The sequence below is a fragment of the Bradyrhizobium sp. USDA 4451 genome (genome assembly GCF_054822585.1).
Genome location: NZ_JBTRCH010000001.1, coordinates 6,378,093 through 6,393,064, shown reverse-complemented (window position 1 = coordinate 6,393,064; position 14,972 = coordinate 6,378,093). Strand labels below are relative to the sequence as shown.

Below are 14,972 nucleotides of genomic sequence, written 5' to 3'. Positions count from 1 at the left end.
CGTGCCGTCATTGCGAGGCGCTCGCGACAAAATTGCAAAGCAATTTTGCGCCGAAGCGCTGAAGCGCCGAAGCAATCCATCGTCCCGCATATGTGGAGCGATCGATTGCTTCGCTGCGCTCGCAATGACGATCAAATGGAGGACAATCAAGTGACCATCACCGTCTTCATCCGCTACCAGCTCGATCCGTTCAAACGCGCGATGTTCGAGGAGTATTCGCGGAACTGGCTGTCGATCATCCCGCGCTGCGGCGGCGATCTCATCGGCTACTGGATGCCGCATGAGGGCACCAACAATATCGGCTTCGCGCTGATCTCGTTCGAGAGCCTCGCCGCCTATGAGGCCTATCGCGCGCGGCTGCGCCAGGACAAGGAAGGCGTGGCGAATTTCAACTTCGCGGAAGAAAACCGCTTCATCCTCGCCGAAGAGCGGACATTTCTGCGCAAGGTCGAGCTATAATGGCGCCATAACAACAACGAGCGGAGCCGCCCATGATCGCCGTGATCTTCGAAGTCTGGCCGAAGCCGGACGAGCGGCAACACTATTTCGACCTCGCCGCCGAGCTGAAGCCGATCCTGCAGGAGATCGACGGCTTCATCTCGGTCGAGCGGTTCGAGAGCATCACCGAGCCGGGCAAGTTCGTGTCGCTGTCGTTCTTCCGCGACGAGGCCGCGGTGGAAGCCTGGCGCAACACCGTCGAGCATCGCCGCACCCAGGCCAGGGGCCGCGCGCGGATTTTTGACAACTATCGCCTGCGCGTTGCGAGCGTGATCAGGGATTACGGACTGAACGAGCGCGAGCAGGCGCCGAAAGACAGTCGCGCGGCGCATGAGCCGCACTAGCGTCTGGACGCATGCGTGCCTATCTGTGCGCGGCCAACGACATCAGGGAGCGACCCATGCCACTGCCAACTGCTGACAAACGAGCCGCCTTCAAGAAGCTGCATGAGAGCGGGTGCTTCATCATCCCGAACCCGTTCGATGTTGGCAGCGCCCGTGCCTTGCAACATCTCGGCTTCAAGGCGCTGGCCTCGACCAGCGCGGGCTTCGCCTGGACCATCGCCAAGGCCGACAACCGCGTGACCGTCGATGACGTCTGCAATCATCTGACCGCGGTGTGCGCGGCGGTCGATATTCCCGTCAATGCGGATTTCGAGGGCGGCTTCGCCGTCGAACCGGAGAAGGTCGCCGTCAATGTCGCGCGTGGCGTCAAGACCGGCGTCGCCGGGCTCTCGATCGAGGACTCCACCGGAGATGCCGCCAACCCGCTGTTCGAGCACAAACTGGCGGTCGAGCGCATCCGGGCGGCGTGCAAGGCGATCGATGCCGATCACAGCGGCGTGCTGCTCACCGGCCGCTGCGAGGCATTCCTGTGGGGCAAGAAGGATCTCAACCTGGTGATCGAGCGGCTGCAGGCCTATTCCGAAGCCGGTGCCGACGTTTTGTATGCGCCGGGCATCTCGACCAGGGACGATATCGTCGCTGTCGTGAAGGCGGTGGCGCCGAAACCCGTCAATCTCCTGGTCGGGGGTGGGTCCGATCTGACGCTGCAAACGGTTGCCGATCTCGGCGTGCGCCGGATCAGCGTCGGCGGCGCGCTGGCGCGGATGGCCTGGACCGGCGTCATGAAGGCGGCGAAGGAGATGGCTGAGAAGGGCACCTTCACCGAATTCGCCAATGGCTATCCCGGCGGCGAGCTCAACAGGATGTTCAAGTAGACCGCGAGTAAAAAAGCAGCGGGCCATCTGGGCCCGCCGCCTCTCCACTCACGCTAAGCGAGCGAGTTACTTCTTGTCGCCCGTCGAATCGGTCGGTGCCGCCGAGCGGTCGATCTCTTGTCCGGTCGGCTTGTTCTGCGAAGGGGACGCCGGCTGGGCCGGCGCCGCGCCGGTCGTCATGCCGGGCTGGCTGTTCGGCTTCGGCGTCACGTCGCGCATGCCGGGAGGCGGCGCGGCCGGGTTGGCCGGTTGTGCCTGCTGCGCGGTCTGCGTCGATGGCGTGGTGCCGGCCTCGTGCACCGACGTATTGTTCAAGCCGTAGAACAGCGCACCGAGCACCACGGCCACCGCAACTGCGAACATTGCGATCTTGGTGGTGCTGGCCGGTCCCTCCTGGAGTTCCGGATCCGGTTGCAGCTCATTGTTCAAGCTGTTGAAGCGCGCCTGACGGCGGACTTCGTCATCGGTCAGGTTGGCGCGATACGGATCGTCAGGGTTGTAAGCCATTGCAAAGTTCCTCCGTTAGCACCTCAAGCTCAACGCAGGGGACAATGGCTGGCGCGCGAGGATGTTCCGCGTCAATGTTGCAACCTGTTCACGATGGAACCCGCGATTCCCGGTTCCGACCTGCTGGATGAGGCGTTTTCGATGTGGACCATGCCGCCCACCGATTCGGTGCTGCACGTGCTCTCCTTCATCGCGGTGGCGGCGCAGTCGATGACGGCGGCGCTGGCGGCCGGCAGGCGCAGCATGGATTGGGCCGGCGTCTGCATGCTCGGGGCGATCACCGCGCTCGGCGGCGGCACCATCCGCGACGTGCTGCTCGGGCATTATCCGCTGCTCTGGGTCGCGCAGCCGGTCTACCTGGCGATCGCAGCCGCCGGCGCCTTCGCCACCATCCTGCTGGCGCGGCTGGTGGTCAGGCTCAATCTCGCCTTCCTGGTGCTCGATGCGATCGGGCTCGTGGTGTTCACCATGGCCGGCTGCGACGTGGCCTGGCAGGTCGATGCCTCGCTGCCGATCGTGATCGTCTCGGGCATGATCACCGGCTGCGCCGGCGGCGTGCTGCGCGACATCCTCTGCAACGAGGTGCCGCTGCTGTTCCGCAGCGAGCTCTACGCCAGCGTCTCCGTGGTGACGGGACTGTTCTATGCGACCGCGTTCGGACTGAACCTCAACCCTCCGGCCTGGACCCTGCTGACCTTCGCGATCGGACTGACCTTCCGGATGCTTGCGATCCGCTACAAATGGGAGATGCCGAAATTCGTGTTCAGAAGCGAGGAGCGCTGAACATTATTTCGCCGCCCGTGCCTTCATTTCGCTGTCCGCGCCTTGGCGACCTCGTCCGCCGTCACGGCAGGCGCGGCGTTGCCCCAGGAGTTGCGGATGTAGGTCGCAACGTCGGCGATCTCCTGGTCGGTGAGCTTCGGATAGGCCGGCATCGAGCCTGAATTGGGCGCGCGTGGCGTGGTCACGGTCTGTGCACCGTCGAGGATGATGCGCAGCGTGCTCGCCGGATTGGCCGATTGCAGATTGGCATTGCCGGGCAGCGGCGGATAGATCCGCGGGCTACCCGAGCCGTCGAGCTCATGGCAGGCCACGCAGGCGCCGCGATAGATGCGCTCGCCGTCGCTCATCTGCGCCGGCGAGGGCGCCGTGACCTCCGGCTCCGGCGCGCCGGCCGGCAGGCCCTTCAGATAGGCGGCGGTCGCGCGCACATCGGCGTCGCTCATCTTCGAGGTCGAATTGAGCACCACCTCGGACATCAAGGGGCCGGCGTGGCTGTGCCCATTGCGGCCGCTCTGCAGATATTCGGCGACGTCGTCGGCGCTCCATGACTTCAGCCCGCTGCGCGCGGCGCCGTCGAGCCGGGACGCGAACATGCCCTGGACCATGCTGCCACTGAGCGCCCGGCCGCGCTTGTCGGCGCCGAAGGCATTCTTCGGCGTATGGCAGGCGCCGCAATGGCCGAGGGCTTCGACCAAATAGCGGCCGCGATTCCATTGCGCGCCCTTGCTCTGATCGGGCTGGATGATGCCTGGCGTGAAGAACAGCGCATTCCACGCCCGCATCAGCACGCGGTAGCACAGCGGCCAGCGCAACTGCGGCGGCGGCGCCCTGTTGCTGACCGGCGCCAACGTCGCGAGGTAGGCGCGGATCGCCAGGATGTCGTCGCGGATCAGCTTCGTGAAGTACGGGTAGGGGAAGGCGGGATAATAATGCTTTCCGTTCGGTGCGACACCCATCCGCAGTGCACGGACAAAGTCGTCGTCGCTCCAGCCGCCGATGCCGGTATCGCGGTCAGGGGTGAGGTTCGGCGAGAATACCGCGCCGAACGGCGTGTCGATCCGCTTGCCGCCGGCGAACGGCTTGGCCGGGTCGGCGGTGTGGCAGCTCGCGCAGTCGCCGGCGATGATGAGCGCCTTGCCGCGGGCAATGACGTCGTCGGTCGATGCTGCGGCACATTCGCGCGCCGCGAACGCACTGCACAACAGCAGGCCGGCCAGAATCGCACCCGTCGTTCGATGTCGTCGCCGCATCCATTCACCTTCCGCACCTTTCCGGTCCACAAGACGCGTCACGCCATTTCGCCGCGGGCCTGTCCTGCGACAGAAATCGAAACGGCCCTCCGATATTCCCGGCACGAAATTGCGATTTTTGGGCGACGGGCTCGGTCGCCCAGAATTGTGCTGCGCGGGCCGGAAAATCCGACATAGACTGGTTCTAACAAGCTCGGATGACTAGCTAAAAAGCAGCCGTCGCGACCAGCGCAAAGAGGGCTAAATGGGAATCAACCAAGGGCCTATCAGCCTCGACCAGAAGTACACCCAAGGCACCGGCCACGTCTTCATGACCGGCATCCAGGCGCTGGTCCGCCTGCCCATGGCGCAGATCAGACGCGACCGCGCTGCAGGCCTCAACACCGCGGGCTTCATCTCCGGCTATCGCGGTTCCCCCCTTGGCGGCTACGACCAGCAGCTGTTCGCCGCCCGCAAGCATCTCGAGCAGTACAACATCAAATTCCAGCCCGGCGTGAACGAGGATCTCGCGGCCACCGCGATCTGGGGCTCGCAGCAGCTCGGGCTGTCGGCCGGCGCCAAATATGATGGCGCGGTCGGCATCTGGTACGGCAAGGGCCCCGGCGTCGACCGCTGCGGCGACGTCTTCCGCCATGGCAATGCGGCGGGCTCGGCCAAGCATGGCGGCGTGCTCTGCCTCGCCGGCGACGACCACGGCGCGAAATCCTCCACCGTCCCGCATCAGTCCGACCACGCCTTTATCTCCGCGCTGATGCCCTACCTCTACCCCTCCAGCATCCATGAAATGATCGAGATGGGCCTCTTGGGTATCGCGATGTCGCGCTACTCGGGCTGCTGGGTCGGCATGAAGGTGATCACTGAGACGGTCGAGACCACAGCCGAAATCGACCTCACCGACGAGATGACGCCGTTCATCATCCCGGCCGATTTCGAGCTGCCGCCGGGCGGGCTCAACATCCGCTGGCCCGATGACCGTTTCGAGCAGGACCGCCGGTTGCAGGACTACAAGGGCTTTGCCGCGATCGCCTTTGCCCGCGCCAACAAGGTCAACCGCATCACGATGGATTCGCCGAACGCGCGCTACGGCATCATGGCGTCCGGCAAGAGCTACGAGGACATCCGTCAAGCGCTGCGCGAGCTCGGCATCACGCCTGAGATCGCCGCCAAGATCGGGCTGCGCCTCTACAAGATCGGCATGCCCTGGCCGCTGGAGCCGGAAGGCGTGCGCAACTTCGCCGTCGGCCTCGAGGAGATCTTCATCGTCGAGGAACGCCGCGAGATCGTTGAGAACCAGGTCAAGCAGGAGCTGTTCAACTGGCGCGACGATGTCCGCCCGCGCATCGTCGGCAAGATGGACGATCACGACAAGCGCTTCCTGACCTTCGCCGCCGAGCTCAGCGTCGCTTCGCTTGCGAGCTCGCTCACCGAACGGCTGCTTCGATTGAATCTCAATCCTGAAATCGCCGAGATGCTGCGCGCCAAGGCGGACTGGTTCAACGGCCGCCAGTCGAGCCAGATGCAGGCGACGGCGCCGGTCAGCCGCACGCCGTATTTCTGCTCGGGCTGCCCGCACAACACCTCGACCAAGGTGCCGGAAGGCAGCCGCGCGCTCGGCGGCATCGGCTGCCACTTCATGGCGCTGTGGATGAACCGCTCGACCGAAACCTTCACCCATATGGGCGGCGAGGGCGTGCCATGGGTCGGCATCGCGCCGTTCACCAACGAGAACCACATCTTCGCCAATCTCGGCGACGGCACGTACTTCCACTCCGGCATTCTGGCGATCCGCCAGTCGATCGCCTCCAAGGCCAACATCACCTACAAGATCCTCTACAACGATGCGGTCGCCATGACCGGCGGCCAGCGTCATGACGGCGATCTGTCGCCGCAGCAGATCACTTTCCAGCTGCATGCTGAAGGCATTCGGGAGATCTACCTGGTCTCGGAAAACCCAAGTGCCTATCCGGCCGGCACCATCGCGCCCGGCGTCAAGCTGTTCCATCGCGACGAGCTCGAGAACGTCCAGAAGATGTGCCGCGACACCAAGGGCACCTCGGCGATCGTGTTCGTGCAGACCTGTGCCGCAGAGAAGCGCCGTCGCCGCAAGCGCGGCCAGATGGAGGATCCGGCGCGCCGTGTATTGATCAATCCTGCGGTCTGCGAAGGCTGTGGCGACTGCTCGGTGCAGTCGAACTGCATCTCGGTCGAGCCGCTGGAGACGGAACTGGGGCGCAAGCGCACCATCAACCAGTCGACCTGCAACAAGGACTATTCCTGCGTGAAGGGCTTTTGCCCGTCCTTCGTCACGGTCGATGGCGGCACGCTCAAGCGACGCGCGCCCACCGAGCTCGGCGATATCGGCGCCTTGCCGGAGCCGGCCTCGAAGCCCGCGCTCGACCGGCCCTACAACATCGCGGTCGGCGGCGTCGGCGGCACCGGCGTGCTGACGATCGGCGCGCTGCTCGGCATGGCTGCGCATATCGAGGGCAAGGCCTCGATGATCCTCGACATGTCCGGCCTGGCGCAGAAGGGCGGCGCGGTGCTGAGCCACGTCCGGCTCTCGGAGCATACGGCGGACGTGACCTGCTCGCGCATCGTGACCGGCACGGCCGATCTGGTGCTCGCGGCCGACGAGGTCGTGGCGGTGTCGAAGGACACCATCACGCTGTGCGATCCGAGCCGCACCGTCGGCATCATCAACAGCCACATCATCCCGACCGCGGATTTCATCCTCAACCGCGACTTCAACTTCCAGAGCCGCAAGGTCAACAACGTGCTGGAGACCGAGCTGCGCAAGGACTCCGCGTTCTTCGATTTCACCAAGCCGGCCGAAGCGCTGCTCGGTGACAGCATTGCCACCAACATTATGATGATGGGCTATGCCTATCAGCGCGGGTTGCTGCCGCTGTCGGCGGAATCGATCCAGCAGGCGATCGAGGTCAACGGCGTCTCGATCAAGATGAACACGCAGGCGTTCCAGCTCGGGCGCCTCGCGGCCGCCGATCCGGCGCGGCTCGCCGCGATGATGAAGGGGCAGGATGACGACGCAGCTCCGGTCAAGTCGCTGGATGCGATGTCGCTCGACGAGATCGTCACCCATCGCATGGCGCTTCTGACCGACTATCAGAACGGACGCTTGGCCAAGCGCTATCGCAAGCTGGTCGACCAGGTTCGCGACGCCGCCGCCAAGGGCGGCTATGGCGAGGCGCTGCCGCGCGCGGTCGCGATCAACTACGCAAAACTGCTGGCCTACAAGGACGAGTATGAGGTGGCGCGGCTGTTCACCGATGGCCGCTTCGAGAAGCAGCTGCGCGACCAGTTCGAGGGCGAGTTCACGTTCAATTTCAATCTGGCGCCGCCGATCCTCGGCGGCGGGCTCGACGCGCAGGGCCGCCCGAAGAAGCGGGCCTTCGGTTCGTGGATGATGTCGGCCTTTCGGATGCTGGCGCGATTGCGCTTCCTGCGCGGCACGCCGCTCGACATCTTCGGCTACAGCGCCGACCGCAAGCTCGAGCGCGACCTGATCGCGGGCTACGAGAAGGATGTCGCGACGGTGCTGAACCTGCTGTCGCCCCTCAATCACGACATCGCGGTCGAACTGCTGTCGTTGCCCGATCGCATCCGCGGCTACGGCCCGGTGAAGGAGAAGGCGGTCAAGGAAGCAAAGGTTCGCTACGCGCAACTCGCTGCCGACCTCGCCAACCCGCCGCCCGCGCCACGGCAGCTGGCGGCGGAGTAGGTACGGCGAAGCTGCGTAGCGAAGCGTAACCCACCATTCGTCGCCACGCGCTGATGCGATGGCGGGTTACGCCTTCGGCTAACCCGCCCTCCGATTTCCGAGGTTGCGGACGCAGTCTCGCCTGACGGAATATTTCCGCGCTTGCCAAGGTCGCGTCGCCGGTTCAGAAAAACGCTGGAGCGAGGAACGCCAGCGGAGAGCGATTTGACCATCAAGGGCAAGGCCTACATTGCCGGGATCTACGAACATCCCACCCGGCATGCGCCGGATAAATCAACAGCACAGCTTCACGCCGAGGTCGCCAAGGGCGCGATCGAGGATGCCGGGCTCACCAAGGACGACATCGACGGCTATTTCTGCGCCGGCGACGCGCCGGGCGGGCTGTGGCCGATGGTCGACTATCTCGGCCTCAACACCAAGAAGCTGCGCCACATCGACTCCACCGAGACCGGTGGCTGTTCCTATCTGATCCATCTCGGCCACGCCGCCGAGGCGATCGCCGCCGGCAAGTGCTCGGTCGCGCTGGTCACGCTGGCGGGCAAGCCGCGCACCGGCCCGATGCCGCCGCGCGCGTCCGGCGCCGAGGCCGATTTCGAATCCGCCTACGGGGCTACCACGCACAATGCCTATGGCATGTGTGCCATGCGCCATATGCACGACTACGGCACCACCTCCGAGCAGCTCGCCTGGATCAAGGTCGCGGCCTCGCATCATGCGCAATACAATCCGCATGCGATGCTGAAGGAAGTCGTCACCGTCGAGGACGTCTTGAACTCGCCGATGATCTCCGATCCGCTGCACCGGATGGACTGCTGCGTCGTCACCGACGGCGGCGGCGCGATGATCGTCACCACGCCGGAGATCGCCAAGAGCCTGAAGAAGCCGCTGGTGCGCCTGATCGGCCACGGCGAGGCGGCGAAGGGCCCGCGCGGCGGCAAGGATCTCGACCTGACATACTCCGCCGGCGTGTGGTCCGGTCCGCGCGCCTTCGAAGAGGCGGGCGTGACGCCGAAGGACATCAAGTACGCCTCGATCTACGACAGCTTCACCATCACGGTGCTGATGCAACTCGAGGATCTCGGCTTCTGCAAGAAGGGCGAGGGCGGCAAGTTCGTCGCCGACGGCAATCTGATCTCGGGCGTCGGCAAGCTGCCGTTCAACACCGACGGCGGCGGCCTGTGCAGCAACCATCCGGTCAATCGCGGCGGCATGACGAAGATCCTCGAAGCTGTGCGCCAGTTGCGCGGCGAGGCGCATCCGAAGGTGCAGGTGAAGAACTGCGACCTCGCGATCGCCCATGGCACCGGCGGTCTGCTCGGCGTTCGCCACGCCGCCTCAACCTGCATTCTGGAGCGTGCGTGATGTCTGAAGCCAAGAAGTACAATGCCCCGGTGACCAATCCGGAGAGCGCGCCGTTCTGGGAAGCGGCGAAGGCCGGCAAGTTCATGATCAAGCGCTGCAACACCTGCGGCGAGGCGCATTACTTCCCGCGCGCGATCTGCCCGTTCTGCTTCTCCGACAAGACGGTGTGGGAGGAGTCGAGCGGCGAGGCCACGGTCTATACCTACAGCCTGATGCGCAAATCTCCGACCGGTCCCTATGCGATCGCCTATGTGACGCTGAAGGAAGGTCCGTCGCTGCAAACCAATATCGTCGATTGCGACCTGGAGACGGTGAAGATCGGCCAGAAGGTCAAGGTGGTGTGGAAGCCGACCGACGGCGCCCCGCTGCCGTTCTTCACGCCGGCCTGATTATTACCCTCTCCCCTTGTGGGAGAGGGTGCCTTCGCTGGAAGCGAAGGCGGGTGAGAGGTGTCTCTCCGCGAAAAGAGCCTATCTGCGGCGCGAACCCCTCACCGAAGCGAGTTTGTGAAAGCGTCGGTGTAGCCCTCTCCTACAAGGGGAGAGGGCGCAGCAATGGGCACCGCGTCGTAGAGAAGGTTCGGGGAGAAACACCAATGCCGATCGTGTACGAACAGCTGATGGCCCTGAAAAATCTCGGCCAGAAATACAGCTACACCGACCGCGACGTGATGCTCTATGCCTATGGCATCGGCCTAGGGGCCGATCCGATGGACGAGAAGGAACTCGCCTTCGTCAATGAGGGCGTGCTGACGCCGCGCCCGCTCAAGGTAGTGCCGACGTTTGCGTCGGTCGCGGCCTGGGGCGCCGGTCCCGGCGAGATGAACCTCAATCGCGTGATGGTGGTCGACGGCGAGCGCGACATCACCTTCCACAAGCCGTTCGCGACCGCGGCCCACATCACGGCGGACTCGACCGTGCTCGACGTGTTCGACAAGGGCAAGGACAAGGGCGTGGTGATCCGCCACCAGACCGTGCTCAGGGACGAGAAGGGCGACAAGCTCGCGACCCTCGTCGCGTCGCGCTTCGCCCGCGGCGACGGCGGTTTCGGCGGCCCGTCGGACGGCCAGCCCGAGCCGCACAAGGTGCCGGAGCGCGCGCCCGACCAGGTGGTCGACATCACGACGCGGCCGGACCAGGCGCTGGTCTACCGCTTGTGCGGCGACCGCAACCCGCTGCACTCCGATCCGGAGTTTGCCAAGAAGGCCGGCTTCCCGCGGCCGATCCTGCACGGCATGTGCACCTACGGCATCACCTGCCGCGGCGTGCTGCAGACCTATGCCGACTACGATCCCTCAGCCTTCAAGCAGCACGCGGCACGGTTCTCCTCGCCGGTGTTTCCCGGCGAGACCGTGACCATGGAGCTGTGGAAGGACGGCAATGTGGTGTCGTTCGAGGCCAAGGTGAAATCGCGCGGCGTCACTGTGATCAAGAGCGGCAAGACGGTACTGGCGTAGCAACACGCGCCGGCCGTCGACTCCCTCGCCCCGCGCTTGCGGGGAGAGGGTGGGGTGAGGGGCTCTCACTGCGAGCTGGGACCGCAGTGAGACCTGTACCCCCTCACCCGGATCGCATCTGGCGATGCGATCCGACTTCTCCCCGCAAGCGGGGCGAGGTGAAGAAGAAAAAACAACACGGAGAAACAACCATGGGATTACTGGACGGCAAGGTGGCGCTGATCACGGGCGCGGGCGGCGGACTGGGTGAAGCCTACGCAAAGCTGTTCGCGCGCGAGGGCGCGGCTGTCGTGGTCAACGATCTCGGCGGACCGCGCGACGGCTCAGGCTCCGACCAGTCGATGGCCGACAAGGTGGTCGATGCGATCAAGGCCGAGGGCGGCCGCGCGGTCGCCAACGGCGCCGACATCTCGACGCTCGCCGGCGGCCAGTCGGTGTTCGACGATGCCATCAAGCATTTCGGCCGCGCCGACATCCTGGTCAACAACGCCGGCATCCTGCTCGACGAGACCTTCCACAAGGCCAAGGAAACCAACTGGGACAAGGTGCTGAAGGTGCATCTCAAGGGCACCTTCTGCTGCACCCAGCCGGTATTCAAATGGATGCGCGACAATGGCGGCGGCGTCATCGTCAACACGTCGTCGACCTCAGGGCTGATCGGCAATTTCGGCCAGACCAATTACGGCGCCGCCAAGGGCGGCATCTGGGGCCTCTCCAACGTATTGGCGATCGAGGGCCGCAAGTACAACATCCGGATCTGGACCCTGGCGCCGGGCGCGCTGACCCGCATGACTGCCGATCTGCCGCGCTACAGGGAGAATCCGGGTGCGGCGCTCGGTCCGGACGGCATCGCGCCGGCCGTGCTCTACATGGTCAGCGATCTCTCCGGCGACCAGACCGGCAAGGTGCTCGGCGTCTCCGGCCCGCGCGGCGTCCGCGAGATGCGGATGATGGAAATGGAGGGCTGGAAGCCGCCATTTACCGGCTGGAAGGCCGAGGACATCGTCACCCACGCCAAGGAGATCTTCTTCTCCGAGGAGCAGATCAAGATGGGCGCGCGGCGGTTTTAGGTGCTAAACGTCGTTCCGGGGCGCGCATAGCGCGAACCCTCAGGTGCGCAATTGCGCACCGAGAACCTCGAGATTCCGGGCTCGATGCTGACGCATCGCCCCGGAATGACGGACAAGAGGATAGCCATGACCAAACTCACCGCCCAGGCCGCCGGCACCTTCGCCATCGCGCCGACCCCGTTCTTCGATGACGGCCGCATCGACGAGGCATCGATCGACCGGCTGACCGATTTCTATACCGAGGTCGGCTGCGACGGTGTCACGGTGCTGGGCATCCTGGGCGAGGCGCCAAAACTCGATGCCGCCGAGGCGGAGCAGGTCGCGCTGCGCTTCGTTAAGCGCGCCAAGAAGCTGCAGGTGATCGTCGGCGTCTCGGCGCCGGGCTTTGCCACGATGCGCTCGCTGGCCAGGAAGTCGATGGATGCCGGCGCCGCCGGCGTCATGATCGCGCCGCCGCCGCATCTGCGCACCGACGACCAGATCATCGGATACTTCAAGCAGGCGCAGGAAGCGATCGGCGACGACATTCCCTGGGTGCTGCAGGACTATCCGCTGACGCTCACCGTGGTGTTCACGCCCGCCGTGATCCGCAAGATCGTGATGGATTCGCCGTCCTGCGTGATGCTCAAGCACGAGGACTGGCCGGGTCTGGAGAAGATCTCGACCTTGCGCAATTTCCAGAAGGACGGCTCGCTGCGGCCGCTGTCGATCCTGGTCGGCAATGGCGGCCTGTTCCTTGATTTCGAGATGGAGCGCGGCGCTGACGGGGCGATGACGGGCTATGCCTTCCCCGAGCTGCTGATCGACGTCGTCAATCTGTCGAAGGCCGGAAAACGCGATGCGGCGCATGATCTGTTCGACGCGCATCTGCCGCTGATCCGCTACGAGCAGCAGCCCGGCGTCGGCCTCACCGTGCGCAAATACGTGCTGCAGAAGCGCGGCATCATCTCCTCCAGCGCCCAGCGCAAGCCGGGTGCCGTGATCACGCCGCAGGCGAGGGCAGAGGTCGATTATCTGCTGTCTCGCGTGGCGCGGGTCGACCGCCGCGCCAATCTGCAACCGCAATCCAGTGCAGCAGGATAATAATGACCGAGATCGTTGCCCCGCGCCTTGCCTCGACCGTGCTGCTGCTGCGTGACGGCAGCCGCCGCGAGATCGAGGTCTTCATGATGGTTCGCCATCACCAGATCGAGTTCAACTCGGGCGCGCTGGTGTTTCCGGGCGGCAGCGTCGACAAGAACGACAAGGAGATCGCCGCCGATCCCACGCTCTATTCGGGCGGCGCAGGGCTCGACGGCGACGCGCTCGGGTTCCGGATCGCTGCGATCCGCGAAACCTTCGAGGAGAGCGGCATCCTGCTGGCGCGGCCGAAAGGCTCGACGGATCTGGTCGACGCGGGGCGTGCCAGCGAGATCGCGACCGCGCATCGGACCGCGCTGAACGAAGGCAAGATCAGCTTCCTCAAGGTGCTCACAGACAACGGCATGGTGCTCGCGCTCGACGAGCTCGTACCCTATGCGCACTGGATCACGCCGGAGGGCATGCCGAAGCGTTTCGACACCTGGTTCTTCCTCGCGGCCCGCGCCGCCCGAGCAGCTCGGCGCCCATGACGGCAAGGAATCCACCGACTCAATCTGGGTGTCGCCTCGCGAGGCGCTGGAAGGCGGCGAGACCGGCCGCTTCAAGCTGCCGTTCCCGACCACACGCAATTTGATCAAGCTCGGCAAGCAGCCGAACGTTGGCGCCGCGCTCGCCGACAGCGCGGGCAAGTCGATCGTCGCCGTGATGCCGGTGATGACCAAGACCGCCACCGGCCGCCAGCTCCGCATCCCCAGGGAAGCGGGCTATGACGGCGAGGTGTTCGACGTCGGCGCGATGGGGTAGGTCCGTCCTCGGACAGACCCGTCATCCCCGCGCAAAGGCTTCGCCTTTGTCGCTGGAGGTGCGCGCTCTTGCGCGCCTCGAAGGATCGACGGCCCGGCTGGTGGCCGTCGACCCTTCGAGGCTCGCTCCGCTCGCACCTCAGGGGACGGATCACTCTCTTCACACTTCGGCCTATATCGAAATATCATCAACTCCGGCGATGTAGTTTCCGTTTCACCGAGACGGAATCCTCAGCCCAATGACCACGACCCCACGCCAGCCCAACATGGCCTTCGAGCTGGCCTTGCTGCTCGCGCTCGCGAGCCTGTGGGGCGGCTCCTATACCTTGATCAAGCTCGGCGTGGCGACCATTCCGCCGATTACGCTGATCGCGGCGCGCACCGCGATCGCGGGGCTGCTGCTGCTCGTCATCATGCGGATGCGCGGCGTCTCGATGCCGGGGGATGGCATGACCTGGCGCCGCTTCATCTTCCAGGCCTGCCTCAACAGCGTGATCCCGTGGACGCTGATCGCCTGGGGCGAGCGCTACGTCGATGCCGGGCTCGCCACCATCCTCAATTCGGCCTCGCCGATCTTCACCTTCCTGTTCACGGCTGCGATCACCCGCCATGAGGCCGCCAGCCCGCGCAAGCTGTTCGGGGTGATCGCGGGCATGGCCGGCATCTGCCTGATCGTCGGGGTCGACGCCTTCCGCGATCTCGGACAAGGCATGGTGGCCGAGGTGGCGATCGTTGCCGCCACGATCTGCTACGCCTGTGCCGCGATCTTCAGCCGCGGCTTCAAGGGGCTCGACCCAATGGCGCCGGCTGCGGGCTCGCTGCTCGCGGGTGCCGCGATCCTGATCCCGCTCAGCCTCGCGGTCGAACAGCCCTGGACGCTGGCGCCATCGATCAGCTCGCTGCTCGCCTTGCTGGCGCTGGCGGTGTTCTCGACCGCGATCGCCTTCGCGATCTACTTCCGCCTGATCCAGACCCTGGGCTCGGTCGGAACCACCGCGCAGGCTTACTTGCGGGTGCCGATCGGGGTCGCGCTCAGCGTGACGTTTCTCGGCGAACGACTCAGCCCCATGGCGTGGATCGGGCTCGCCTGCGTCGTGATCGGCGTCGCCGCGATGACGATTCCGGTGCGAAGGATCGCCACAGTCTGACGTCATCGCCGCGATGGCGATTCCGGTGCGGACGACTGCCACGGCCTGAAGTTTCGA

13 protein-coding genes and 1 pseudogene are annotated in these 14,972 nt (G+C 65.1%); 12 read left to right on the top strand and 2 right to left on the bottom strand.

All coding sequences use genetic code 11. From position 1 onward, the window contains the following. The first annotated feature begins 150 nt into the window (after positions 1 to 150). The 3 genes from ACVMB0_RS29700 to ACVMB0_RS29690 are packed head-to-tail and all read left to right on the top strand — an operon-like array spanning position 151 to position 1,717. Complete coding sequence (locus ACVMB0_RS29700) at positions 151 to 459, top strand: NIPSNAP family protein (RefSeq protein ID WP_461348514.1); 309 nt, start codon at positions 151 to 153, stop codon at positions 457 to 459. A gap of 32 nt (positions 460 to 491) precedes the next feature. Next, positions 492 to 842, top strand: a complete 351-nt coding sequence (locus ACVMB0_RS29695) for an antibiotic biosynthesis monooxygenase family protein (RefSeq protein ID WP_456754234.1) — start codon at positions 492 to 494, stop codon at positions 840 to 842. A gap of 56 nt (positions 843 to 898) precedes the next feature. Continuing rightward, entirely contained in the window at positions 899 to 1,717 is an 819-nt protein-coding gene (locus tag ACVMB0_RS29690; RefSeq protein WP_461348513.1) for an isocitrate lyase/PEP mutase family protein, read from the top strand. Between the two features lie 66 nt (positions 1,718 to 1,783). Here the strand turns inward: ACVMB0_RS29690 and ACVMB0_RS29685 are convergent, their stop codons facing one another. Further along, the gene (locus tag ACVMB0_RS29685; RefSeq protein ID WP_461348512.1) at positions 1,784 to 2,224 is read right to left on the bottom strand and encodes a hypothetical protein; all 441 of its coding nucleotides are present in this window, start codon (positions 2,222 to 2,224) and stop codon (positions 1,784 to 1,786) included. 141 nt (positions 2,225 to 2,365) lie between these two features. On the opposite strand from ACVMB0_RS29685, the gene ACVMB0_RS29680 reads away from it, so the two are divergent. Continuing rightward, positions 2,366 to 3,007, top strand: a complete 642-nt coding sequence (locus ACVMB0_RS29680; RefSeq protein WP_461349729.1) for a trimeric intracellular cation channel family protein — start codon at positions 2,366 to 2,368, stop codon at positions 3,005 to 3,007. 23 nt (positions 3,008 to 3,030) lie between these two features. Here the strand turns inward: ACVMB0_RS29680 and ACVMB0_RS29675 are convergent, their stop codons facing one another. Further along, entirely contained in the window at positions 3,031 to 4,257 is a 1,227-nt protein-coding gene (locus ACVMB0_RS29675) for a c-type cytochrome (RefSeq protein ID WP_461348511.1), read from the bottom strand. Between the two features lie 244 nt (positions 4,258 to 4,501). Between ACVMB0_RS29675 and ACVMB0_RS29670 the strand changes: the two genes are divergently transcribed. The 8 genes and pseudogenes from ACVMB0_RS29670 (at position 4,502) to ACVMB0_RS29635 (ending at position 14,915) form a co-directional block, all read left to right on the top strand. After that, the gene (locus ACVMB0_RS29670; protein ID WP_461348510.1) at positions 4,502 to 7,996 is read left to right on the top strand and encodes an indolepyruvate ferredoxin oxidoreductase family protein; all 3,495 of its coding nucleotides are present in this window, start codon (positions 4,502 to 4,504) and stop codon (positions 7,994 to 7,996) included. Between the two features lie 204 nt (positions 7,997 to 8,200). Beyond that, complete coding sequence (locus ACVMB0_RS29665) at positions 8,201 to 9,358, top strand: thiolase domain-containing protein (protein WP_166297284.1); 1,158 nt, start codon at positions 8,201 to 8,203, stop codon at positions 9,356 to 9,358. Next, positions 9,358 to 9,747 (top strand): Zn-ribbon domain-containing OB-fold protein, encoded by a 390-nt coding sequence (locus tag ACVMB0_RS29660; RefSeq protein ID WP_456754241.1) that lies wholly within the window; start codon positions 9,358 to 9,360, stop codon positions 9,745 to 9,747. The genes ACVMB0_RS29665 and ACVMB0_RS29660 overlap by 1 nt, the downstream gene beginning before the upstream one ends. 206 nt (positions 9,748 to 9,953) lie before the next feature. Further along, a complete protein-coding gene (locus tag ACVMB0_RS29655) occupies positions 9,954 to 10,814 on the top strand; it encodes a MaoC family dehydratase (protein WP_461348509.1) in 861 nt (286 codons plus the stop codon). Positions 10,815 to 11,005: 191 nt separating this feature from the next. Next, on the top strand, positions 11,006 to 11,884 hold the full coding sequence (locus ACVMB0_RS29650) for an SDR family oxidoreductase (RefSeq protein WP_461348508.1): 879 nt from the start codon (positions 11,006 to 11,008) through the stop codon (positions 11,882 to 11,884). Between the two features lie 126 nt (positions 11,885 to 12,010). Next, positions 12,011 to 12,967 (top strand): dihydrodipicolinate synthase family protein, encoded by a 957-nt coding sequence (locus ACVMB0_RS29645; RefSeq protein ID WP_456754244.1) that lies wholly within the window; start codon positions 12,011 to 12,013, stop codon positions 12,965 to 12,967. A 2-nt stretch (positions 12,968 to 12,969) separates the two neighbouring features. Further along, positions 12,970 to 13,768, top strand: a pseudogene (locus ACVMB0_RS29640) (NUDIX hydrolase). Positions 13,769 to 14,006: 238 nt separating this feature from the next. Next, positions 14,007 to 14,915 (top strand): DMT family transporter, encoded by a 909-nt coding sequence (locus ACVMB0_RS29635; RefSeq protein WP_456754246.1) that lies wholly within the window; start codon positions 14,007 to 14,009, stop codon positions 14,913 to 14,915. Positions 14,916 to 14,972 lie beyond the last annotated feature (57 nt).

Coding starts and splice junctions, on each gene's coding strand:
- ACVMB0_RS29695 (WP_456754234.1), top strand. CDS start 492: ATGATCGCCGTGATCTTCGAAGTCTGGCCGAAGCCGGACGAGCGGCAA.
- ACVMB0_RS29690 (WP_461348513.1), top strand. CDS start 899: ATGCCACTGCCAACTGCTGACAAACGAGCCGCCTTCAAGAAGCTGCAT.
- ACVMB0_RS29685 (WP_461348512.1), bottom strand. CDS start 2,224: ATGGCTTACAACCCTGACGATCCGTATCGCGCCAACCTGACCGATGAC.
- ACVMB0_RS29680 (WP_461349729.1), top strand. CDS start 2,366: ATGTGGACCATGCCGCCCACCGATTCGGTGCTGCACGTGCTCTCCTTC.
- ACVMB0_RS29675 (WP_461348511.1), bottom strand. CDS start 4,257: ATGCGGCGACGACATCGAACGACGGGTGCGATTCTGGCCGGCCTGCTG.
- ACVMB0_RS29670 (WP_461348510.1), top strand. CDS start 4,502: ATGGGAATCAACCAAGGGCCTATCAGCCTCGACCAGAAGTACACCCAA.
- ACVMB0_RS29660 (WP_456754241.1), top strand. CDS start 9,358: ATGTCTGAAGCCAAGAAGTACAATGCCCCGGTGACCAATCCGGAGAGC.
- ACVMB0_RS29655 (WP_461348509.1), top strand. CDS start 9,954: ATGCCGATCGTGTACGAACAGCTGATGGCCCTGAAAAATCTCGGCCAG.
- ACVMB0_RS29650 (WP_461348508.1), top strand. CDS start 11,006: ATGGGATTACTGGACGGCAAGGTGGCGCTGATCACGGGCGCGGGCGGC.
- ACVMB0_RS29645 (WP_456754244.1), top strand. CDS start 12,011: ATGACCAAACTCACCGCCCAGGCCGCCGGCACCTTCGCCATCGCGCCG.
- ACVMB0_RS29635 (WP_456754246.1), top strand. CDS start 14,007: ATGACCACGACCCCACGCCAGCCCAACATGGCCTTCGAGCTGGCCTTG.